This is a genomic window from Saccharothrix sp. ST-888 (assembly GCF_000955975.1).
Lineage (GTDB): Bacteria > Actinomycetota > Actinomycetes > Streptomycetales > Streptomycetaceae > Kitasatospora.
On the sequence record NZ_JYJF01000005.1, the window covers coordinates 101,530 to 123,113 of the forward strand.

23 protein-coding genes and 2 riboswitches are annotated in these 21,584 nt (G+C 71.9%); of the genes, 11 read left to right on the top strand and 12 right to left on the bottom strand.

Annotated features, from left to right (window positions below):
* Positions 1–122: 122 nt before the first annotated feature.
* Positions 123–335 carry a hypothetical protein gene (locus tag UK12_RS04410; RefSeq protein WP_045299677.1) on the bottom strand — a complete coding sequence of 71 codons (213 nt, stop codon included), beginning with the start codon at positions 333–335 and terminating at the stop codon, positions 123–125.
* Positions 336–493: 158 nt separating this feature from the next.
* Entirely contained in the window at positions 494–910 is a 417-nt protein-coding gene (locus UK12_RS37465; RefSeq protein WP_052681522.1) for a polysaccharide deacetylase family protein, read from the bottom strand.
* Between the two features lie 563 nt (positions 911–1,473).
* Between UK12_RS37465 and UK12_RS04420 the strand changes: the two genes are divergently transcribed.
* The 3 genes from UK12_RS04420 to UK12_RS04430 all read left to right on the top strand — a co-directional run bounded on the left by UK12_RS04420 (position 1,474) and on the right by UK12_RS04430 (position 2,843).
* Positions 1,474–1,848, top strand: a complete 375-nt coding sequence (locus UK12_RS04420) for a hypothetical protein (RefSeq protein ID WP_156178530.1) — start codon at positions 1,474–1,476, stop codon at positions 1,846–1,848.
* A 251-nt stretch (positions 1,849–2,099) separates the two neighbouring features.
* Positions 2,100–2,390, top strand: a complete 291-nt coding sequence (locus UK12_RS04425; protein WP_045299681.1) for a muconolactone Delta-isomerase family protein — start codon at positions 2,100–2,102, stop codon at positions 2,388–2,390.
* Positions 2,391–2,459: 69 nt separating this feature from the next.
* Positions 2,460–2,843, top strand: a complete 384-nt coding sequence (locus UK12_RS04430) for a YybH family protein (protein ID WP_045299683.1) — start codon at positions 2,460–2,462, stop codon at positions 2,841–2,843.
* Between the two features lie 93 nt (positions 2,844–2,936).
* Here the strand turns inward: UK12_RS04430 and UK12_RS04435 are convergent, their stop codons facing one another.
* The 4 genes from UK12_RS04435 to UK12_RS04450 all read right to left on the bottom strand — a co-directional run bounded on the left by UK12_RS04435 (position 2,937) and on the right by UK12_RS04450 (position 6,155).
* Positions 2,937–3,992, bottom strand: coding sequence for a glycosyl hydrolase family 18 protein (locus UK12_RS04435; protein ID WP_045299685.1), 1,056 nt, complete (start codon positions 3,990–3,992; stop codon positions 2,937–2,939).
* A gap of 223 nt (positions 3,993–4,215) precedes the next feature.
* Positions 4,216–4,605, bottom strand: a complete 390-nt coding sequence (locus tag UK12_RS04440) for a polysaccharide deacetylase family protein (protein ID WP_052681524.1) — start codon at positions 4,603–4,605, stop codon at positions 4,216–4,218.
* 223 nt (positions 4,606–4,828) lie between these two features.
* Positions 4,829–5,647, bottom strand: coding sequence for a hypothetical protein (locus UK12_RS04445; protein ID WP_231591035.1), 819 nt, complete (start codon positions 5,645–5,647; stop codon positions 4,829–4,831).
* 100 nt (positions 5,648–5,747) lie between these two features.
* Positions 5,748–6,155, bottom strand: coding sequence for a VOC family protein (locus tag UK12_RS04450; protein ID WP_045299686.1), 408 nt, complete (start codon positions 6,153–6,155; stop codon positions 5,748–5,750).
* Between the two features lie 137 nt (positions 6,156–6,292).
* Between UK12_RS04450 and UK12_RS04455 the strand changes: the two genes are divergently transcribed.
* Both UK12_RS04455 and UK12_RS04460 read left to right on the top strand, forming a co-directional pair.
* Complete coding sequence (locus tag UK12_RS04455) at positions 6,293–7,195, top strand: LysR family transcriptional regulator (protein ID WP_231591036.1); 903 nt, start codon at positions 6,293–6,295, stop codon at positions 7,193–7,195.
* Positions 7,196–7,841: 646 nt separating this feature from the next.
* The gene (locus tag UK12_RS04460; RefSeq protein ID WP_052681526.1) at positions 7,842–9,272 is read left to right on the top strand and encodes a M14 family zinc carboxypeptidase; all 1,431 of its coding nucleotides are present in this window, start codon (positions 7,842–7,844) and stop codon (positions 9,270–9,272) included.
* 78 nt (positions 9,273–9,350) lie between these two features.
* Here UK12_RS04460 and UK12_RS04465 read toward each other — a convergent pair whose 3' ends face one another.
* The 5 genes from UK12_RS04465 to UK12_RS04485 form a co-directional block, all read right to left on the bottom strand.
* Entirely contained in the window at positions 9,351–10,964 is a 1,614-nt protein-coding gene (locus UK12_RS04465; RefSeq protein WP_045299690.1) for a peptide chain release factor 3, read from the bottom strand.
* Between the two features lie 161 nt (positions 10,965–11,125).
* Positions 11,126–11,959 carry a dienelactone hydrolase family protein gene (locus tag UK12_RS04470; protein ID WP_197084553.1) on the bottom strand — a complete coding sequence of 278 codons (834 nt, stop codon included), beginning with the start codon at positions 11,957–11,959 and terminating at the stop codon, positions 11,126–11,128.
* Positions 11,960–11,978: 19 nt separating this feature from the next.
* Positions 11,979–12,734 (bottom strand): (2Fe-2S)-binding protein, encoded by a 756-nt coding sequence (locus UK12_RS04475; RefSeq protein ID WP_045299692.1) that lies wholly within the window; start codon positions 12,732–12,734, stop codon positions 11,979–11,981.
* Positions 12,731–13,594 (bottom strand): CbtA family protein, encoded by an 864-nt coding sequence (locus tag UK12_RS04480; RefSeq protein ID WP_045299695.1) that lies wholly within the window; start codon positions 13,592–13,594, stop codon positions 12,731–12,733. The genes UK12_RS04475 and UK12_RS04480 overlap by 4 nt, the downstream gene beginning before the upstream one ends.
* Before the next feature lie 24 nt (positions 13,595–13,618).
* Entirely contained in the window at positions 13,619–13,834 is a 216-nt protein-coding gene (locus UK12_RS04485; RefSeq protein WP_231591037.1) for a CbtB domain-containing protein, read from the bottom strand.
* 36 nt (positions 13,835–13,870) lie between these two features.
* A riboswitch (cobalamin riboswitch) is annotated at positions 13,871–13,991 on the bottom strand.
* A gap of 199 nt (positions 13,992–14,190) precedes the next feature.
* Positions 14,191–14,356, top strand: a riboswitch (cobalamin riboswitch).
* Between the two features lie 31 nt (positions 14,357–14,387).
* On the opposite strand from UK12_RS04485, the gene UK12_RS04490 reads away from it, so the two are divergent.
* The 5 genes from UK12_RS04490 to meaB all read left to right on the top strand — a co-directional run bounded on the left by UK12_RS04490 (position 14,388) and on the right by meaB (position 20,412).
* A complete protein-coding gene (locus tag UK12_RS04490; protein WP_045299696.1) occupies positions 14,388–14,825 on the top strand; it encodes a hypothetical protein in 438 nt (145 codons plus the stop codon).
* Entirely contained in the window at positions 14,822–15,208 is a 387-nt protein-coding gene (locus UK12_RS04495; protein ID WP_045299698.1) for a hypothetical protein, read from the top strand. Before UK12_RS04490 ends, UK12_RS04495 begins: the two co-directional genes overlap by 4 nt.
* 105 nt (positions 15,209–15,313) lie before the next feature.
* Positions 15,314–17,197: a methylmalonyl-CoA mutase small subunit gene (gene mutA, locus UK12_RS04500; protein WP_045299700.1), complete on the top strand. Its 1,884-nt coding sequence runs from the start codon at positions 15,314–15,316 to the stop codon at positions 17,195–17,197.
* Positions 17,194–19,398, top strand: coding sequence for a methylmalonyl-CoA mutase (scpA, locus tag UK12_RS04505; RefSeq protein WP_045299701.1), 2,205 nt, complete (start codon positions 17,194–17,196; stop codon positions 19,396–19,398). The genes mutA and scpA overlap by 4 nt, the downstream gene beginning before the upstream one ends.
* A 12-nt stretch (positions 19,399–19,410) precedes the next feature.
* Positions 19,411–20,412, top strand: coding sequence for a methylmalonyl Co-A mutase-associated GTPase MeaB (meaB, locus tag UK12_RS04510; RefSeq protein WP_045299703.1), 1,002 nt, complete (start codon positions 19,411–19,413; stop codon positions 20,410–20,412).
* Positions 20,413–20,618: 206 nt separating this feature from the next.
* Here the strand turns inward: meaB and UK12_RS04515 are convergent, their stop codons facing one another.
* Positions 20,619–21,077, bottom strand: a complete 459-nt coding sequence (locus UK12_RS04515) for a nuclear transport factor 2 family protein (RefSeq protein ID WP_045299706.1) — start codon at positions 21,075–21,077, stop codon at positions 20,619–20,621.
* Between the two features lie 97 nt (positions 21,078–21,174).
* Between UK12_RS04515 and UK12_RS04520 the strand changes: the two genes are divergently transcribed.
* The coding region (locus UK12_RS04520) for a TetR/AcrR family transcriptional regulator (protein WP_045299708.1) at positions 21,175–21,584 on the top strand (410 nt) is incomplete at its 3' end.

Consider the following 21,584-nt stretch of genomic DNA (forward strand, 5'->3'; position numbering starts at 1 on the left):
CGTGCTTCCGGGCCGACTCGGACCTAGCGTGCCCGACGGGTCGGCACAGCCCCTGCGACTCTCCCGGCTACGCTCGCGCGAGAGCGCCCCACGGCGCGTGGCTGCGGGGCGCCTTGTGGGGTTTAGTCGACCGGCTGGCCGTCGTACGTACCGCCCACGCAGGGGTTGCCCGGCAAGTCGATCCGGGGCGTTCCGCCGCCCTTCTCGCACTGAGAAGGGGTGACGGAGGTTGGGGCACCCTGTGTGGCGGCGGTGGCGGCGGCGGCGCCTGTGAGGCCGAGTCCGGCCAGAGCTGCCGTGGCGATGACGGCGGCGAGGATTCGTCGAATGCGCATTTGGTTTCCCTTTCACGGATTACCTCGATTGGGGCACTAATCAGCTTGATCTTCATCCATGTGGGTGGCACGTCATGTTGCGCCATTCGGGTGACAGTGCTGTCGGGTGCGGAGTCGGTGACGCGACCCGTCGGACAGGCGATATGTAGGGCGTTTTGTCAAGCGGTGCAGGGGTGACCTGCCCCCAGCGCGTTGGCCTCGGCGACCTGCCCGCACGTGAGGTCACCGTAGGGGAACCGGAAGAACGGCAGCGGCGCGACCCCGGCAGCCGCATGGATCGCCCGGTCCGCCTGCTCGACCTCCGCCTTCCTCTCCTCGCCGGTCAGGGCGTCGCAAGGGGGGCCGTAGGAGTGGTTGGCGATACCGTGGCCGGCCACCGCCATCGCCCGCACCGCCGAAGGGTGGCGCTCGGCGAACTGACCGGTCGGGAAGAACGTCGCCGACGCGTCCTGCCTGCGCAGCACCTTCAGGACCGTGTCCAGTCCCGCCTCGTCCCACGCCGCGTTGAACGTCAGCGCGACCACCCGCTCCCGGGTGGGAATCCTGCGGATGTCCGAGCCGAACAGCTTCCCCACCGGCCTCGCCGTGACAGCCGGACGAGACGACGGCACGCTCGTACGGTCCGCCCCGGCAGCGGGAGCGGCGGCCGCTCCGGCGCACGCCACCAGCACGGCCGTCGCAACGGCGGCGGACAGCTGACGGACGAACCCTTCGGGCGCCGGACCCGGGCGGCACCGGCCGGCACGGACCACCCCGTCGTCGCCTCGGGACGCGCGAGCGCAGCAGCAGCAGCAGCGAGAGTGCGCATACCGGAACGTATCGGCATTCCCGGCCGTGGACTGAATGACCCGACGGGCGGGCCAGGCGGTACCGCAACGAGCCCACACGCACAAGGAATACAGGCGTATTGCCTGCCTTTATGACTTCTCACCTCAGAGGGGTGGTTTCCCCTCGGCTCCCCCTGATGCATCGCCCCTGCGGGAACTGCTCCAAGGCGTCGAGGCTGAAGTCGCCAGCCCTGCCCCGGTCCAGCCAGTCAAGGGAGACCCTGTGAAGTTCTCGCTCGCAAGCCGCCGTCCTGTGCAGCACGCTGTGCCTGCTCGGCGGCCTTTCCGTGGCCCCGTCGGCGGCTGCCCCGGTGGTCGACGACTGCGGCGGTCTGGTTCCGGACTACGTCGGACTGACGTCGCTCGACAAGCCGTTCGTGGGCACCCCGAAGTACCCGGGCGGCGACCGTCTCCTCACCATCACCCCCCTGAGCACGGACGGCAGGGTGAAGGTCGAGGCGGAGAACGGCGCAGCCGACCCACGCTACGCGATCAGCCACCTGGTCATCCGCGCCAACAGCAGCGGAAGAGGCGTGATCAGCTTCAGTTCCTACGCAGGCGACGGCTGGAGCACCGACCTGAAGTGCCCGGCCGGCAGCACCAGGGTCAGCCAGATCAACGGGAACATCGAGATCTTCAACGGGGTCGGGGCCAAGCTCGCGGTGGAGTTCGTCGTCAAGCGGTAGTCGACTCCACGCCCGCAGGCGCGACCGCGCCCCGCTCCGTAGCGGCAGCCGTCCGTGTGACGGCGATCCGTCCTGCTCGGGCCCCGGCCTCTGCCCGGCCGGGGCCCGAGCTCATCCCGCACCCCCGGGGCACCGTGCCGCTCCGGGCGGCCGCAGCCCAAGGTCCTTGGCCGGGGCCGGCGTTGGCGCTCCCGGCGCACGGCGTCGGGCGTCCGGCCTCCTCCGGTACGACGTGATGAGGAGAACAACCCGTGGAGTTCCTGGTCGACATGGTGACCACCGTTCCGGAGGGCACGTCCGAGCAGGCCGTGGCCGAGATCCGGACCCGGGAGGCAGCGCGGTCACGGGAGTTGGCGGCGCAGGGAAGCCTGCTGAGGCTGTGGCGCCCGCCGCTCGCCCCCGGCGAATGGCGTACCTGGGGCCTCTTCAGCGCCGACGACGCGGAGCAGCTGGAACAGGTACTCGCGTCGATGCCGCTGCGGGTGTGGCGGCACGACACGGTGACGCCGCTGTCCCCCCATCCGAACGACCCGGGCCGGTAACGGCGCCCGGCGCCGGGCCACGCGGCACCGGTGTCGCGCACTCGGCCCCACCCGACAGGAGAGCCCCCGATGAACAACGCCACGAACAACGCCACGGACAGCGAAGCGATCCTGCGCGGCGTGCTCGACCAGTGGAAGGCGGCCGTCGACGCGCACGAACCGCAGCGGGTCGCCGCCCACTTCACCGAGGACGCGATCTTCCAAGGACTGCACCCCTACAGCGTCGGACGGCAGGGCGTCGCCGACTACTACGCCTCCCAGCCCCTCGGGCTGACGGCCGCGTACCGGATCCTCGAAGCCAGGCGACCCGCCGCCGACCTCGTACTCGGCTACCTGAGCGTCGACTTCTCGTTCACCGACCGGCCCACGCTGGGCGTCTGGCTCGGCGTACTGCTGAAGCACCAGGAGGACGGCTGGTACATCAGCCACTACCAGGTCTCCCGCCTCGGCTAGCGAGGCCCAGGGCGTGACTGATGGACATACAACGAACTCCACACGGGATTTGTACCTTGTGCGTATAGCCGCCGGGGAGTACCGGCCCTCGGGCTACTGAGCGGCGAGTACGTCCCAGACCCCGGGGTTCTCGAACCCCAGGGCCCACAGGCCGCTGTTGCGCACGCCGTACTTCTTCATGACTGCCAGATGGGCGGCCGTGCCGTTCGCATCCTGGTACCAGACTTCGTGACGCTTCCCGCCGTCGGTGTAGCTGAAGTGCGGGGTGCCGGAGGCCGTGTCGAAGAGGTAGTCCGCCTTCCGATCCTGGCGCAGCGCCTCGGCCTCCCTGGAGGTCACGTGCTTGGCGCGGCCCGTGGAGCCGACGGTCCAGTCCCAGCCGTAGGCGGGCAGCGCGACTTCGAGCTTCTCGCGGGGGACGACGCCGGTGGCGTAGCCGAGGAACTCCTCGTACCAGGCGACCGACGAGAGCGGTCCCGGCTTGCCCAGCGCGTTGTGGAGGTTGTAGCCCATGATCCGCAGCCGGTCGGTGACCTTGCCCAACTGCGCGTAGTCGTAGGCGTGTCCGTCCAGGAGGGTGTGCGGCATGACCGTGACGACGCACTGCCTGTTCCTGGCGTGCAGCCGGGTGCACAGCTCGGCGGTCAGCGCGTTGTAGCCGACCCGGACCCGCTCACGCAGCTGTTCGTCGTCGGTCTCGGCCATCCGTTCGTAGTCCAGATCGAGGCCGTCGTACGTGGAGCTCTCGGCGATGTCCACCAGGGCGTCGGTGTGCGCCGTGCGGCGGGCCGGGTCGCCCAGGAGTTCCGCCATGGCCTTGGCGTCGAGGGTCTCGATGACGGTGGGCACCACCTTGATGCCCTTGGCGTGCAGCCCGTCGACCATCCGCCGATCCCCCGCGCCCGGGTAGCCGTTGACGGTGCTGGCGGACGTGGCCTCGTACCAGAACGGGCTCACGGTGTGGAGCTGGGAGGCGTGCTGGAGGGCGTCCGCGTAGGCGGCGTCGCTGCCCCAGTACGGCAGCCAGGCCGAGGTCGAACGGGCAGGGACGGGGGTGGGGGCGGAGCCGACGGCAGCGGGGCCGGCCGCCAGGAAAAGGGCGGTGAGCACGCCTGCGGTGCGTACGCGCGAAGTCAGTGCGGTCTTCATGCCCCGACCTTCGCGCAGACCCGGCGGGTCCGTCGTGATCGCCCCGCCGGACCTGTCCGGCGAGGTGACCGAATGGCGTATCGGGACGGCCACCGCCGTACCCCGTACCGCCGTTTCGGCGGCCCGTCGGACCGGCTTCCGTGATCTGTGGGGGGCGGGAGGGGGCCGGGGGGTCAGTGGATCCTGAAGCTGCACAGGGGGCCGTACTGCTCACCGCCGGGGGTCACGGTGTGGATCGCGTGGGTGCAGTCGCTCCGGTCGTGTCGACGTCCCACAGCACCAACGGGTGGCCGAAGTTGCGGACGGCGGCGCTGAAGGAGCCGTACGGCGGCCGGACCAGGAACGGCCGCCTGCCGGTGATCTCGGCGATCGCGTTCTCGCCGCCGGTGAGTTCGTCGTGCACCTGCGCGGGCGTCGACGCACCCGGGTACGGATGCGTAAGGCTGTGGTTGCCGATCACGTGGCCCTCGGCCGCCTCCCGCTTCAACTGCGCGGGCCACCAACGGGCTTGATCCCCGACGACGAAGAACGTCGCCCTGACCCGGGCGGCGGCGAGGTGGTCGAGCAGAGCGGAGGTCGCCTCGGACGGGCCGTCGTCGAACGTCGGCGCCACACACGCCAACTGCTCGCAGTCCGGCCCCGCCGACTGCGGAGCACCGTCACGCACCGGCCCGCGCGGCTGAGTCGCAGCGGCCGGTCCCGCCACCGGCGCCAGAAACGCGGCACACATGCCCAGGACCACCGGCCACACCCGCCACCCGCTTCGCATCCCGTCACCGTAACCACGCCAACCCGCTGGGCCGGTCAGCAGTCGGCGAGTCTCCACCCGTCCGGCCCTACTGCAGGATGTTCACCGCCCGGGCGACCACCAGCACCACGATCATCAGGGAAACCACCGTCTGGAACATCATCAGCATCTTCGCCCAGACTGAGAGCGGCATGGTGTCGGTCGGGCTGAAGGCCGTCGCATTGGTGAAGGCCACGTAGAGGTAGTCGAGGAAGGTCGGCTCCCACCGTGCGGGGGCGAGCTCGTGCGCCTGCATCTGCGGGAAGAGGAAGTCCGGGTAGTTCTTGTCCCCGCGCGCCCGGGCGGCCGGACCGCCGCGGTCCCACTCCCAGTACCACAGCGCGAACGCGATCACGTTGGTCGCCCAGATCGCCCCACCGGTACCCAGCAGTGCGGGAGCCGCGGTCCCCGAGGCGTGCAGGAGCTCACGGACCAGTTTCACGGCCGACCAGCCGTTGGCCAGGCTCATCGCCGCCACCAGGCACAGGCTCAGCGCGCGAAGCGACCGGGACGCGTGGTCGACCCTGCGGTGCGGGTTCAGGCCCGCCAGCGCCACCAGCAGCGCCAGTTCGAGCGCCGGCAGCATCCAGTGCGGGTGGATCGTCAACCGGGCCGGCAGGAAGAGCTGGAGACCGACCGCGACCAGGATCGCCACCGTCACCGCCCAGCGCTGCTCGCCCTCGGTGGCCCGGCGCCAGGCCGGCTCGATCGGCGCCTCGCCTTCGGGAGCACGCCAGGACACGAGCATGCCCTCGATCCGGTCCAGCCGCTGATGCAGCTCCTCCGCACCTTCGGACCTGTGACCCGCTGTCGCGGGCTCGCCCGAAGGCTTCGAAGGTTCCCCCGCACCGGAGTTGTTCTCGCTCATGGTGATCATTGTGCGGCACGGAGGCGCCTCCCGAGAGTCGGCGCAGCGGTGCCGGCGGCGGGTTTCAGCCGACACGGTCCCGCTCGATCGGCCGGCCCTCCTACTGGCCCGCCGGGCCCTTCAGTTCGACCGTGTTGCCCTGGGGGTCGTAGAGGTACACCGACGGTCCGGTGCCGAGGGCGCCCCTGCGGGTGCCGAGCGCTCCGATCCGGACGTCGTGCGCCCGCAGGTGCTCCAGGATCGCGGGTTCGTCGTAGTGGGCGACGCGCAGGCACAGGTGGTCCATGTTGTGGCCCTGCGCTTCGGGGGCCGGGCCGCCCTGCAGACCGAGCCTGCCGTCCACCCGGACCAGGTCGATCAGTGAGGCGCCGGCCCTGAGCTGGACCATGCCGAGGTCCTCGCGGCGGGTGTCGACGGTGCAGCCGAGTACGTCGCGGTAGAACCGTTCCATGGCCTCGGCGTCGATGACGCGGAGAACCACGTGGTCGATGGCGTCGATCTCGATCATTTCCGGCTGCGCTCCTTGTTGTTGCCCCGGTGACGGGTACCGCCGAAGGCGGCGGGGGGTGATGTCTTCCATGGTCCGCCCGGCGGTGCGGCCCATCAAGGCATGATCACGATAGGATCGTTGAGCTGGGCTGAACGATGGGGAACGGCATGTGGGAGCGGCACGAGGTCGAGGTGTTCCTGACGCTCGCCGAGGAACTGCACTTCGGTCGCACCGCGACGCGGTTGCGGCTCACCACCGGGCGGGTCAGCCAGACCGTCAAGAAGCTCGAACACCGCGTCGGGGCACCCCTGTTCGAACGGACCAGCCGGGTCGTCCGCCTGACGCCGATCGGCCGGCGGCTCGCCGAGGACCTGGCGCCGATCGTCGCCGACCTCCAGAAGGCGCTGGACCGGGCGACCGAGGCCGGGCGTGGCGTCACCGGGGTCCTGCGGGTCGGGTTCATGGGTGCGGGCACCGAGCAGCTGCTCCTGAAGGCCGTCGGCCTGTTCACCTCGCGCCACCCCGACTGCGAGGTCCGCATCCGCGCGGCCCAGATGGTCAACTCCCGGCCGTACCTGCTCGACGGCAGCATCGACCTCGTCATCGCCGGGTACCCCTACCCGGGCATGGCGTGCGGTCCCGCCCTGCTGTCCGAGCCGCGGATGCTCGCGGTGTCCGCCGACCACCCGTTGGCGCGGCAGGAGTCGGTGTCGCTCGAAGTCCTCGCCGACCACCCGGTGATCCAGCTCCCCGCGGACCTGGCCGAGGAGTTCCGGCAGGACCGTACGCCCAGCCGCACGCCGTCGGGAAGACCCGTCCGGCAGGGGCCGGTGGGCCACGGCTTCGCCGAGATCCTCACCCTGGTCGCGCTGGGCCGGGGCGCCTACCCCGTCGGTGAGAACGCCTCCCGGTACCACCCCCGCCCCGACATCGCCTACGTCCCGATCCACGACGCCCCGCCCGTCCGGTGGGGGCCGGTCTGGCTGGAGGCAAACTCCACCGCTCGCGTCCTGGAGTTCGTCAGTGCCGCCGTCGACGCCAACTGCGGCAGCGCGTAGCGGGAGCTCGGCGGATCCGGGCCGGAACGCCGTTCGGCAGGCCACCGGGCTCGCGCCCATCCGGGCCGGTCGTTCCGGCACCGGTCTGCGGCGGGGCGGTGCCCCCGGGCGGGCGTACCGGCATGCGGGCGGCACGCCCCGGGTGAGGATGACGTACGCCAGGACGTACCCGGCCTGCCGCCCTCCGCACCCCCCGTGACCCCGACACGGAATGCCTGACTGCCTGCTCTCCGCCACAACGTGACTGTCAGTCAGGTGTGATCGATGGTCGGACGAGGGTACGGACGGGTTGAGCGGTGCGGGAGTGGCGGGAGAGGTCAGGGGTGCAGCACGCGGTGCAGGCGGTGGAGGCGGTGGAGGCGGCCGACGCAGCATCAGGTGGCGAGCACCCCCTTCTCGCAGTGACGCGTACATGGCATCATCGGAATCCGACGGTACCGGCCGAGTCTCCCGAGCGAGTACCCCACGTGCTCCCGCGGTCGCCACCGTCCGGCAGCGCCGACTGCCGGGGCACCGCAGGGCCATGCGGCAGACCACGGCATCCGGCCCCGACCCGCGGGTGACCGCCGGGTCCCCGGCCCCCGCCCGCACCTGCCTCCGTCACCCCACCCCCACCCCCATCTCCGCCCCCACGGAAGGCCAACTCATGCCCCGGAAACGCCTGGCGGCCATGGCCGCCGGAGCGACGGTCCTGGCCGTCGCGGCCGTACTCCCGGCTGCCTCGGCCCTGGCCGGCCCCAGCGCCGGCCCCGGCACCCCGCAGACCGTCGGCCACGCCTCGCAGAACACCTCGGTCGTCTACCGGGTCCCCACCCGCCACCGGCAGGACGCGCAGACGCTGATCAGGGCCGGCTACGACCTCCTGGAGCGCCGTCAGGGTGACGACCTGTTCGTCCTGGGCGATCCGGCCACGGGCGCGGGCCTGCGCCGCCTCGGCTTCGCCCCGACGGCCGTCGAGACCTGGCAGAAGCCGACCCCCGGCAAGGCCCGCGCGGCGCACGGCACCGCAGGCGTGGACGACACGTACGACGGCGGCTACCACACCGTCGACGCCCAGTACGCGCACCTGGACCAAGTCGCCTCCCAGCACCCGGACATGGCCACGGTCGTCAGCTACGGGCAGTCCTGGCTCAAGCAGACCGGAGCCGGGGGCCGCGACCTCAAAGCCGTCTGCATCACCAAGATGCAGCCGGGCGACTGCCGGCTCAACCCGGACTCGGCAAAGCCCCGTTTCTTCCTGATGAGTCAGATCCACGCCCGTGAGCTCACCACCGGAGAGGTCTCCTGGCGCTGGATCGACGAGCTGACGAACGGCTACGGCAAGGACCCGGACATCACCCGGCTGATGGACTCCACCGAGATGTGGGTCGTACCGATCGCCAACCCGGACGGCGTGGACATCGTCGCCCAGGGCGGCGACAACCCCATCCTGCAGCGCAAGAACGCCGACGACTCCAACGGGTCCTCGTGCGACCTGGACGGCCAGCCCGGCGTCGACCTCAACCGCAACGCGGGCACCCACTGGGGCGGCCTCGGTACCTCGGAGCAGCCCTGCAGTGAGATCTACCTCGGTCCCGCCGCCGACTCCGAGGTGGAGAACACCGCGCTGGAGAACCTCTTCCGGCAGCTGTACCCGGCGGTTCGCACCGGCACCGGCGACAGCGATCCCGCACCGGCCGACGCCCGGGGCATGATGATCAGCCTGCACAGCGACGCCAGCATGGTCCTCTTCCCGTGGGAGTCCGACCACACCGTGCACACCGGGAACGACGCCGCACTGCGCGCCCTGGCCGGCCGGCTCGGCTCGATCACCGGCTACCAGTCCGGACAGGCCGGCGAGATCCTCTACGACGCGTCCGGCGGCACCGACGACTGGACCTACGACAAGCTCGGCCTGGCCAGCTTCACCATCGAGATCGGTGACAGCGACGGACGCGGCTGCGACGGGTTCACGCCGTCGTACTCCTGCCAGGACGGCTACTTCTGGCCCAAGCTGAAGCCCGCCCTGATGTACGCCGCACAGCAGGCCGCCGCACCGTACCGGGCGGCGTCCGACACCCCGGCGCGCCCGCACTGAACAGCCCGGCGCCCTCGGCTCCGGTCGGAGCCGAGGGCGCCGGGCGCAGGCGGCAGCGGCCGGCCAGCCGGCTGACGGTCAGTCGGCGGTGGCGATCAGCGGCTGGAGCAGGATGTCGGGCTTGGCGCGCTGGAACGCGTTCAGGTGCCACTTGTCGGCGAACAGGGCCAGCAGCACGTCGTCCGAGCGGCGGGTCATCACCTCGGCGTCGGTCAGCCGGGACTTGGCCAGCTCGGCGGCGCCGTCGGCGTCGGTGACCCGGGCCAGCTGGTAGGAGAGCCGGTCGAGGGTGATCGGGGAGGAGAACTCGTGCTCCATCCGGTGCAGCACGACGTCGAACTGCATCGGGCCGACCGCGGCCATCACCGGTGCCTGGTCACCACGCCGGTCGGAGACCAGCACCTGGACCACGCCCTCCTCGTCCAGCTGGGAGACACCCTTGCGGAACTGCTTGGAGCGGCTGATGTCCTTGGGCCGGGCCACCGCGAAGTACTCGGGGGCGAACGCCGGCAGCCCGGGGAACTCGGCCTTCTTGCCGGTGTAGAGGGTGTCGCCGACCCGCAGCGCGCTCGCGTTGATCAGGCCGACCACGTCGCCGGGGTACGCCTTGTCGACGACCGTGCGCTCCGCACCGAAGACGGTGTGCGCGTACTTGGTGGCGAAGGAGCGGCCGCTGGCCGCGCGGGTGACGTTCATGCCGCGCTCGAAGACCCCGGAGCAGACCCGGACGAAGGCGATCCGGTCGCGGTGCGCCGGGTCCATGTTCGCCTGGATCTTGAAGACCAGGCCGGAGAACTCCTCGCCGACCTCGCGGCTGCCGCCCCTGGCCAGCGGGCGGGGGCCGGGCGCCGGGGCCAGGTCGACCACGGCGTCCAGCAGCAGCTTCACGCCGATGTTGGTCAGCGCGGCGCCGAAGAAGACCGGGCTGATCTTGCCGGCTTCGAAGGCCTCCTGGTCGTAGCCGGGACCGGAGGAGAGCACCAGCTCAAGCTCCTCCAGCGCGGTCTCCCACTCCTCGCCCTCCTGCTCGGCGGCCTGCTCGGCGGTGAGCAGCTCCTCGATGGCGGCGTGCGTGCCGGCCGGCACCTTGGTGTAGCGCAGCATCTGCTCGGTGTTCTCGGCCTGGACCAGGCCGCGCAGGTTGCCCGCGTTGCCGACCGGCCAGACCACCGGGACGGGGGTGATGCCGAGGTGGGTCTCGATGTCCTCGAGCAGGGTGAGGGCCTCGCGGCCCCGGCGGTCCCACTTGTTGATGAACGTGATCACCGGGACGCCGCGGTGGCGGCAGACCGCGAAGAGCTTGCGGGTCTGCTCCTCCAGGCCCTTGGCCGCGTCGACCAGCATGATCGCGCAGTCGACGGCCGCCAGCACCCGGTAGGTGTCCTCGGAGAAGTCGGCGTGGCCGGGGGTGTCGACCAGGTTCATCACGTGGTCGCGGTGGTCGAACTGCAGCGCCGCCGAGGTCACCGAGATGCCGCGCTCGCGCTCCAGCTCCATCCAGTCGCTGGTCACACCGCGCCGGCCGCCCTTGGCGTGCACCGCGCCCGCCGAGGTGATCGCCCGCGCGTGCAGCGCCAGCGCCTCGGTCAGCGTGGACTTGCCCGCGTCCGGGTGGCTGATCACGGCGAAGGTCCGACGGCGGCCGGCCTCGTTGAGGATCTGGAGGACAGGGATGGACTGTTCGTTGCTCACGTGTTCCCTCGGGTGCGGGTAGACATCAGGCCGGTGGCACCTCTCCGTACCTGTCGAGCCGGGTGTCTGGTCCGCAGGCCCAAGGAGCGATTCTAGTCGGCCGGAGGGCATGACCCCCAACGGGCCCGATCGGCTTCGACGGACCTCCGTGGTCAGTACGCCTAAGCCGGGCGGTCCGGCTCGGGGGCGGCGGGCGTGAGCCGCTCGCGCAGGAAGTCGACCACGCGCCGGCGTGCGTCGAACGCGGGGTGGCCGGGCCGTTCGCGAACCTCGGCGGTGAGTGCGGAGTGGGCACGCCGGCCGAAGCCCGCCGGGTTTCCGGGGGACGAGTCGAGTTCGATCACCTCGAAGGCCGTACCAAGACGCTCGCGCAGGGTGTCGAAGCGGTCCTTGGGCGCGGTGCCGTCCTGGCTGAAGCGCAGGCCGAGGACGCACAGGTCCGAGGTGCTGGTGCGGGCGGCGACCCGGGCGAGCTCCGCCTCCGAGACCCCGGGGTCGCGGCGGCGGGCGGCACCGAGCGGCACCGGGAGGGAGGGCTGGCTGAGCACGGGGGCCAGGACCACGTCGTCCACGGCGGCCGCCAGCGCGAAGCCGCCGGTGAAGCACATGCCGATGACGCCGACGCCCGGTCCGGGAGTGCGCCCGGCGAGGTCACGGGCCAGCGCCCGCAGGTACTCGGCGAACGGGCGCCGGGCGTTGACCGCGAACGCACGGAACTCTGCGGCGACGCAGAGCCGCCCGATGACGCGGAGGCCGTAGCCCGCGGTGGCCGCCTTGCCCGGGACACCGAACGGGGACGGTACGACCACCGTGAACCCCTGGTCGACGAGGTGGTCGGCGAGCCCCAGGACCTCGGGGGTGAGACCGGGCACCTCGGGCACGAGGACCACCCCGGGCCCGGAGCCCTTCCGGTAGCAGTCGTAGGTCTGCCCGGCGGCACTGAACGGGGTACGGCCCCAGCCGGTGAGCCCGGACATCGGTGCGGAATCGGTCACGGCCGTCTCTCCTCAGTGCTCAGCGGCGGCCGGGGCGGCCGGTCAAGACGCAGTCACCGCAGAGCGCTCCCGCACGGCCGGGGGCGGCACGGTAGATCAGGCAGCAGCTCCGGCGGCGGAACGACCCGTCGACGACGGCGCCGGCGCCCGCGAGGGCCGGATGGCGCAGCACGCGGGCCAGGACGGCGCGTACCCGTGGGGCGTGCTCCGGGCGGGCGGCGGCGAGCACCGTGGCGGCACCGTTGAGACCGGAGGCGGCGTTGCCGCGCAGGATGTGCTCACTGACGCCGAACGCGGCTGTGGCGGTGGCGAGTTCGGCGATCGCTCCGTCGAACAGGCCGCTGCCCAGCGCATCGGCGACGTCGGCCTCGGTGCCGAGGGACCGGGTGACGGTGTCCCTGGCCCGGGAGAGCGGGAAGGCGCTTCCCAGCTGCGGCTGCCAGCGCAGTCCGGCCAGGGTGAGGGGTCCCGCGCAGCCGTCCAGTACGGCCAGGGCCAGCGCCGGGGAGAGGATCCGGGCGGCCAGGCCGAGGTGGACCACGGACGCGGCGACCCGGGTCTCCACGGCGTCCGCGGCCTGACCGCCGCCCGCGGCCAGGAAGGCCCGGACGGCCTCGATCCGGTCCGCGAGGACGGACGCGTCGGTGACGAGCTCACCCATCGGCCGCCACGGTGGCTGCGGCGGCTCGTCCGGGTCGTGCAGGTCCAGGGCGAAGTACGGTCCCAGCGCTTGGAGTTGCGCCGGGACCGGGTTCCCGTGGGAGGGGAGGGTCACGCGGCCACCGGGTCCGGCGAGCCGGCCGGGACGGGCGACTTGGCGGTCGGCTGGAGCAGGCGCTGCGCCATCGGGGCGAAGACCAGGCCGATGGTGGACCACATGATCAGCTGGGCCGCGACCGAGTAGAGGCGGAAGGAGAACAGCACGTCGGCCGGGAAGCCCGGGTAGACGATCGCCCCCTGGGAGTTCTCCAGCGGCAGCGGTGTCTCGGTGGGGTGGTTTCCGAAGGTGTGGACGTTGTCGGCGAGTTGGCCCAGCGAGGGCAGCAGGGCCATCACGATCCCGATCGCGACGGCATAGGCGCCCGCCGCGAGCAGGGTGGCGTTCCAGTTGCCGAACCGGGCCTGGAGCCGCTGGCCGAGCCAGACGGCCGCCACCAGGAACACGATCGAGCACAGCACCATCACCAGGTAGAGCGAACCGCGCTCCTTGATGGTGTCCGGGTGACCGATGGCCGGCGGGTTGGCCGGGTACTTCAGGAAGGGCACCAGGTAGAAGCCGGCGAACCCGCCGCCGGCGACCAGCAGGGACAGGCTGCGGGCCCGGAGCCGGCCGACCCGGCCCAGGCACAGCAGGTAGGCGACGGCGAACAGGGCGCCCATGGCCGCCCCGAACAGGATCATGCCGGTCCCGATGCCGACATTGGCCTGGACGGTCCGGCTGAAGAGGTCCGGTCCGGCGGCTTCCACCGGAAGGCCGGCGGCCTTGTCCAGCAGCTCCTGGGCGGCGTCACGGCCGCTCTCGTAGTCGATGGCCTGGTTGATCTGCGGCTCGGCGAAGATCCTCGCGAAGACGAAGGAGAGCAGGCCGGCCACTGCGCCGGCCAGCAGGCCGCGCAGGATGATTCTCTTTTCCATGATCAGCTGTTGTCCCGGCCCCGGTCAGTGGCAGGGGAAGCCGAGGAAGTGGCGGGAGTCGTGGACGAACTCGTGGATGTGCATGTCGTTCCCGAAGACGGAGACAGCACCCTGGTCGACGCCGATGAAGTAGTACACGAGGAGCGCGAGGAACGCGGTGCCGACCAGCCACAGGGCGGCCTTGGCATTGGGGACCACCACGGGCGTGGCGATGGTTCCGGGCGCGGACAGACTGCTCACTATGAGCCCTCCTAGCGGGATCGTGCGTCCCTGTTCGATGGAGCGGGCGTGATGGGGAGTGTCTGACTTGCCCACCGCCTGGCGGTGGTGGACTCACAGTGGCGCGACCGCGCCGGACTTGCACCGGCTTCCTCGAACCATCACTTGTAAGGGGAGGTTAAGGGCAGTCTGCACGAACGGTCAACGGCTTCGCGACGCCCCTGGCCGGGTCCCCGACCATGGCGAAGTCCCACACCGGGGCCGCGCCGGGCGGTGCGCCCCGGCGCACACCGGAAGCCGGCCCGGTGGCACTGTGGGCCGCCTCACCATCGGTTGACGGGGCGTCACTTCTGCGGCAGGGTCGCACCCGGGATGCGGTGAGCGTCCGAGACCACGGTGTGCAGGAACCCGGTGCGATTCCGGGGCGGTCCCGCCACTGTGACCGGGGAGCGACCCCGGCCGACGACCGCTGTGCAGCGGCCCAAGGCCCGGGGAAGCGCCGATCCGGGAGTCAGAACACTGACCCGTGGTTTCTCCGGAGGTTGGGGCGCGGACCCCACGAGGAGGTTCTGCGGTGTCACTGGCCAGGGCTGCCCGCACGGCGGCCGTCGACGTCCTCCTGTGCCGCGGCTGTTGCTGCGGCAGTGCCGCGAAACGGCCGGGCACCGACCACCCGGGCCAGCTGTCCGCACTCGCCGAGGCCGTCGAGGACCTCCCCGCCGCGAACCTGGTGGTCACCGACTGCCTGGGACCGTGCGAGCTGGCCAATGTCGTCGTCGTCCGCACCCGGGGGCGGCTTCCGGGCGAACGGCGGACCGCACCGGTCTGGTTCGGCAACGTGACCGACCCCTCCGACACGGCCGACCTCTGCGCCTGGGTCCGGCAGCTCGGGCTCGGCGTCGAGCGGGTCCCGCACGACGGACCGCTGCCGGCCGCACTGGAGTCGCTGCGCATCCCCACGCCCGGGCCCCGGCGGGCCGCCAGGACGAGGACGAGGGCGGCCACGGCATGACGGACGGGCTGACGGTCCACCGGGGCGACGCGGTGCCTGCCATGGCCGAGGGTCTCGCCCTGCTCCACCGGTCCGGCCTCGGGCGGCACACGCCGGAGACGGCCGCCGAGCTGACCCGTGCCTTCCTCGACCGGCTGGCCGGCGATGCCGCCGCGCCCGGCTTTCGCGCCGTCACGGCCCGGATCGACGGGCTGCGGTGCGGCTTCGGGGCCGCCGTGCGCACCGCCGTCCCGGCCCCGGCGGACCCGGTGGACCGTCAGCCGGTCGGGCGGATCCTCGGACGGCTCATCGGGGCGGCAGCCGGCCGGCGAGCCCGGGCGAGTGCCGGCGACGAACGCCCGGCCCCGGCGGACGGCCTGGGGGACGCCCGACGGCTACCGTGAACCGTGCAGGCGTGCTGGCACTCCGGGCGGTGTCCAGTGCAGCGAGTTCAAGGTCACACTCCTGGGCACTGATAGAGCCGGGCTGACGAGCATTAACCTTCCCCTATGACGGTCCTGCCCCAAGGGCTCCCTCTGGCCGCCGAGTTCCCGGACGCAAACCGTGAGCGGTGGCAGCGCCTGGTCGAAGGCGTGCTGCGCAAGTCCGGTGCACCGGACGCCACCGGTGTCCAGGCCGAGGAAGTCCTCTCCAGTGAACTCCAGGACGGACTACGAGTCCGTCCGCTGTACACCGCCGAGGACACCTCGGCCGCCGCCGGCTACCCGGGCTTCCCCCCGTTCGTCCGGGGCGGTCGGCCGCAGGGCGCGGCGGTCTCGGGCTGGGACGTGCGCCAGCGCCACGCCGATCCGGATCCCCGGCGGGCCAACGAGGCCGTGCTCGCCGACCTGGAGAACGGCGTGACCTCGCTCTGGCTGGAGGTCTCGGACGCCGGCCTGCCGGCGACGGCCCTGCCGGACGTCCTCCAGGGCGTCTACCTCGACCTGGCTGCGGTCGTACTCGACGCCGGTGCCGGATTCGGCTACGCGGCGGAGCAGTTGCTGCGACTGTACGAGGAGCGCGGGGTCGGCCCCGCGGCCGCCGCCGGCAACCTCGGCGCGGACCCGATCGGCCTGCTCGCCCGCACCGGCAAGGACGCCGGCACCGCCGCGCAGCTGGCCGAGGCCGCCGCGCTGGCGGTCCGCTGCGACCGCGACCACCCGGGCCTGCGCGCCCTCACCGTCGACGCCCTCCCGTACCACGACGCCGGTGCCTCCCCGGCCCAGGAACTCGGCTGTTCGCTCGCCACCGGCGTCGCCTACCTGCGCGAGCTCACCTCGGCCGGCCTGTCGGTCGACGCCGCCTGCGCGCAGCTGGAGTTCCGCTACGCCGCCGACGCCGACCAGTTCCTGACCATCGCCAAGTTCCGCGCCGCCCGGCGGCTGTGGGCCCGGGTGACCCAGCTGTCCGGGGCCTCGCCGCAGGCAGCGGCGCAGCGCCAGCACGCCGTCACCTCCGGCGTGATGATGACCGAGCGCGATCCGTGGGTGAACATGCTGCGCACCACCGTCGCGTGCCTGGCCGCCGGGGTCGGCGGAGCCGACGCGGTGAGTGTGCTGCCCTTCGACAGCGCGGTCGGGCTCCCGGACGCGTTCGCGCGCAGGATCGCCCGCAACACCCAGTCGATCCTGCTGGAGGAGTCCTACCTGGCCCGGGTCATCGACCCGGCCGGCGGCTCCTGGTACGTCGAGCAGCTCACCGACGAGCTGGCCCGGGCCGCCTGGGCGTGGTTCCAGGAGATCGAGCGGGCCGGCGGCCAGCGGGCCGCCCTCTCCTCCGGGCTGATCGGCGAGCGGACCGCCGCCACCTGGGCCAAGCGCTCCACCGCGCTGGCCAGGCGGCGCGAACCCATCACCGGCGTCAGCGAGTTCCCCAACCTCCAGGAGCAGCCGCTCCACCGCCCGGCGGCACCGGTGCCGCTCGGCGGCGGCCTGCCCAGGGTGCGGCGGGCCGAGGCGTACGAGGCGCTGCGGGACCGCTCCGACGCCCACCTGGCCGCCACCGGTGCCCGTCCCCGGCTGTTCCTGGCGGCCCTCGGGTCGGCGGCCGTCCACACGGCGCGGTCCTCGTTCGCCGCCAACCTCTTCCAGGCCGGTGGCATCGAGACCGGCACGGCCGAGGGCGTCGACGGCGCCGCGCTGGCCGAGGCGTTCGCCGCGAGCGGTGCGAGCGTGGCCTGTCTGTGCTCCGGCGACCAGCTGTACGCGGAGCACGCCGAGGAGGTCGCGGCCGCCCTGAAGGCCGCCGGCGCCCGACGGGTGCTGCTGGCCGGGCGTCCGGGCGAGGCACGTGAGGCGTACCAACGGGCCGGGGTGGACGAGTTCGTCTTCGCGGGCTGCGACGCGGTCGCGGTCCTGTCCTCGGTGCTCGACGAGATCGGAGTGGCGCGATGATCCCCGACTTCACCGGGATCGCTCTCGACGGGGAGAGCGGCCCGTCCGCCACCGGCGAGCAGTGGCGGACGGCCTGGCAGCAGGCGACCGGCAAGGAGGTCGAGGAACTGGTCTGGGAGACCCCGGAGGGCATCGGCGTCAAACCGCTGTACACCGCCGAGGACCTGGCCGGCCTGGACTTCCTCGGCACCTACCCGGGCATCGCCCCGTACCTGCGCGGCCCGTACCCGACGATGTACGTCAACCAGCCGTGGACGGTCCGCCAGTACGCCGGCTTCTCCACCGCGGAGGAGTCCAACGCCTTCTACCGGCGCAACCTGGCGGCGGGTCAGAAGGGCCTGTCGGTCGCCTTCGACCTGCCGACCCACCGCGGCTACGACAGCGACCACCCCCGGGTGACCGGCGACGTCGGCATGGCGGGCGTGGCCATCGACTCCATCTACGACATGCGCCAGCTCTTCGACGGCATCCCGCTGGACAGGATGTCGGTGTCGATGACGATGAACGGCGCGGTGCTGCCGGTGCTGGCGCTGTACATCGTGGCGGCCGAGGAGCAGGGGGTGCCGCCCGAGAAGCTGGCGGGGACCATCCAGAACGACATCCTCAAGGAGTTCATGGTCCGCAACACCTACATCTACCCGCCGCAGCCCTCGATGCGGATCATCTCGGACATCTTCGCCTACACCTCGCAGAAGATGCCGCGCTACAACTCGATCTCCATCTCCGGGTACCACATCCAGGAGGCCGGAGCCACGGCCGACCTGGAACTGGCCTACACCCTGGCCGACGGCGTGGAGTACCTGCGGGCCGGACTGGGCGCCGGACTGGACGTGGACGCCTTCGCGCCGCGGCTGTCGTTCTTCTGGGCGATCGGCATGAACTACTTCATGGAGATCGCCAAGCTGCGCGCCGCCCGGCTGCTCTGGGCGAAGCTGGTCAAGCAGTTCGACCCCAAGAACGCCAAGTCGCTGTCGCTGCGCACCCATTCGCAGACCTCCGGCTGGTCCCTCACCGCGCAGGACGTCTTCAACAACGTCACCCGCACCTGCGTGGAGGCGATGGCCGCCACCCAGGGCCACACCCAGTCGCTGCACACCAACGCCCTCGACGAGGCCCTCGCCCTGCCGACCGACTTCTCGGCCCGGATCGCCCGCAACACCCAGCTGATGCTCCAGCAGGAGTCAGGCACCTGCCGGGTGATCGACCCCTGGGGCGGCAGCGCGTACGTGGAGAAGCTCACCCACGACCTCGCGGCGCGGGCCTGGCAGCACATCCAGGAGGTCGAGGCGGCGGGCGGGATGGCCAAGGCCATCGACGCGGGCATCCCCAAGCTGCGGGTCGAGGAGGCCGCGGCCCGCACCCAGGCCCGGATCGACTCCGGCCGCCAGCCGGTGATCGGCGTCAACAAGTACCGGGTCGCCAACGACGAGGAGATCGACGTCCTCAAGGTCGACAACTCCTCGGTCCGCACCCAGCAGGTCGAGAAGCTGCGCCGGCTGCGCGCCGAACGCGACGAGGCCGTCTGCCAGGACGCGCTGCACGCGCTCACCCGGGCCGCCGAGGCGGGCGCCCAGCGCGGCGACAGCCTGGCGGGCAACCTGCTCGCCCTCGCGGTGAACGCCGCCCGGGCCAAGGCGACGGTCGGGGAGATCTCGGACGCACTGGAGAAGGTGTACGGACGCCACTCCGGCCAGATCCGTACCATCTCCGGTGTGTACCGAGACGAGGCAGGCCCCTCCACCGCCGTTCAGCGCACGCGCGACCTGGTCGACCGCTTCGAGGAGGCCGAGGGCCGCCGCCCGCGCATCCTGGTCGCCAAGATGGGCCAGGACGGACACGACCGGGGCCAGAAGGTGATCGCGACCGCCTTCGCGGACCTCGGCTTCACCGTGGACGTGGGCCCGCTGTTCCAGACCCCGGCCGAGGTCGCGCGCCAGGCGGTGGAGGCCGACGTGCACATCGTCGGCGTCTCCTCGCTGGCCGCCGGGCACCTGACGCTGGTCCCGGCACTCCGTGCCGAACTGGCCGAAGCCGGACGGGAGGACATCACCATCGTGGTCGGCGGGGTCATCCCCCCGCAGGACTTCGACGCCCTGTACGAGGCCGGCGCCGCCGCCGTCTTCCCGCCGGGCACGGTGATCCCGGACGCCGCCCACGACCTGCTGAAGTCGCTCGCCGCCGACCTCGGCCACGAGCTGTGAGCCGCTGAGCCGATGGCGCCTCGCACACTCGACCTCGACCAGTACCGGCAGGGTGTCCTGGACGGCTCGCGCGCCTGGATCGCGCGGGCCATCACCCTGGTGGAGTCCATCCGGCCCGACCACCGGGCGCTCGCCCAGCGGCTGCTGGTCGAGCTGCTGCCGCACTCGGGCCGGGCGGTCCGGGTCGGGATCACCGGTGTGCCCGGGGTGGGCAAGTCCACCTTCATCGAGGCCCTGGGCACGATGCTCACCGGGCTCGGCCACCGGGTCGCGGTGCTCGCCGTCGACCCGACCTCCAGCCGCACCGGCGGCTCCATCCTGGGTGACAAGACCCGGATGGAGAAGCTCTCGACCGACCCGAACGCCTTCGTCCGGCCCTCCCCCACCTCGGGCACGCTCGGCGGGGTCGCCCGCGCCACCCGCGAGAGCATGGTGGTGATGGAGGCCGCCGGGTACGACGTCGTGCTGGTCGAGACGGTCGGCGTCGGGCAGTCCGAGACCGCCGTCGCCGACATGGTCGACTCCTTCCTGCTGCTCACCCTGGCCCGTACCGGCGACCAGCTCCAGGGCATCAAGAAGGGCATCCTGGAGCTCGCCGACCTGGTCGCCGTCAACAAGGCCGACGGCCCGCACGAGACCGACGCCCGCGCCGCCGCACGGGAGTTGGCCGGTGCCCTGCGGCTGCTCCAGTCCCCCGACGCCGCCTGGACACCCCCCGTGCTCACCTGCAGCGGCCGGGACGGCAACGGCCTCGACACCCTCTGGGAGCGCCTCCAGCAGCACCGCAAGATCCTCGACACCACCGGCGCGCTCGCCGCCAAACGCCGCGACCAGCAGGTCGGCTGGACCTGGGCGATGGTCCACGACCAGCTGCTCTCCCAACTGCACGAGCACCCCGAGGTCCGCGGCATCTCCCCCGACCTGGAACAGCGGGTCCGCGAGGGCACGCTCACCGCGACGATGGCCGCCGAACGCATCATGGCCGCCTTCCGCCCGCTGCCCGTCGACCGCTGAGCCTCGATTGCTGAGCGTCGACCGCTGAGTGTCGACGGTCGACCGTCGACCGCTGGACGGTCGCGTTTCCGGCACCCCGCAGGGCGAGCAGGCGGCGGGCCCTGCGGAGTACCGGGTACCGGGCAGTGGCCCGGAGGGCATCCGGCCGTGGTGCGCCCCGGCTCTGTGTCCGGGGCATCCGGGTCACCGCAGTGGGATGCGCGCCTTCACCAGACCGGGAGTGCGACTCCCCGCTCGGCCTCGGGACGCGGCCCGAAGATCCGCCGCTCCGCCTCGGTGATGCGGACGTCGTTGATACTCGCCTCCCTGCGGCGCATCAGCCCGTCCGCGGTGAACTCCCACAGCTCGTTGCCGTAACTGCGCCACCACTGGCCGGCCTCGTCCCGGCACTCGTACTGGAACCGCACCGCGATCCGGTCCCCCAGGAAGCCCCAGAGCTCCTTGCGCAGGGCGTAGTCCAGCTCCCGGGACCACTTCTCGCGCAGAAAGGCCACGATCTCGTCCCGGCCGGTGAGGAACCGGTCCCGGTTCCTCCAGACCGAGTCCTCGGTGTAGGCGAGCGCGACGCGTTCGGGATCGCAGGTGTTCCACGCGTCCTCGGCGGCCTGGACCTTCTGGAGTGCGGTCTGCTCGTCGTACGGCGGGAACGGGGGTCGTGGCGCCATGACGGGCTCCTCTCATGGGAACAGTCGAGAGAACGGCCGTTCTCCCGATGTCGGCTAGTCTAGAGAATCATCGTTCTCAGTGGTAGCTGGAGGTGCTGTGGATCACGAAGAGGCCCGCTCGCGGTTGCTTGAGGCCGCCGAGCGGCTGTTCTACGAACGCGGCATCCAGACCGTGGCCATGGACGAGCTCCGCGCCTCCTCCGGCGTGTCGCTGAAGCGGCTGTACCAGTGCTTCCCGTCCAAAACCGAGCTGGTGGAGGAGTACCTGCGGCGCCGCGACGAGACCTGGCGCACCGACCTGTCCGAGTATGTCGACCGAAACGCCACCACGCCGGAAGGCAGGCTCGCGGCAGTCTTCGACTGGCTGTACGGATGGCTCGCCGGGCCCGGCTTCCGGGGCTGCGCCTTCATCAACTCCTTCGGCGAGCTGGGTGCCACCTCGGACGGCGTGGCCCGCGCTGCGCGCGATCACAAGCGCGCCGTCCGGGACCAGCTGACCGACCTCAC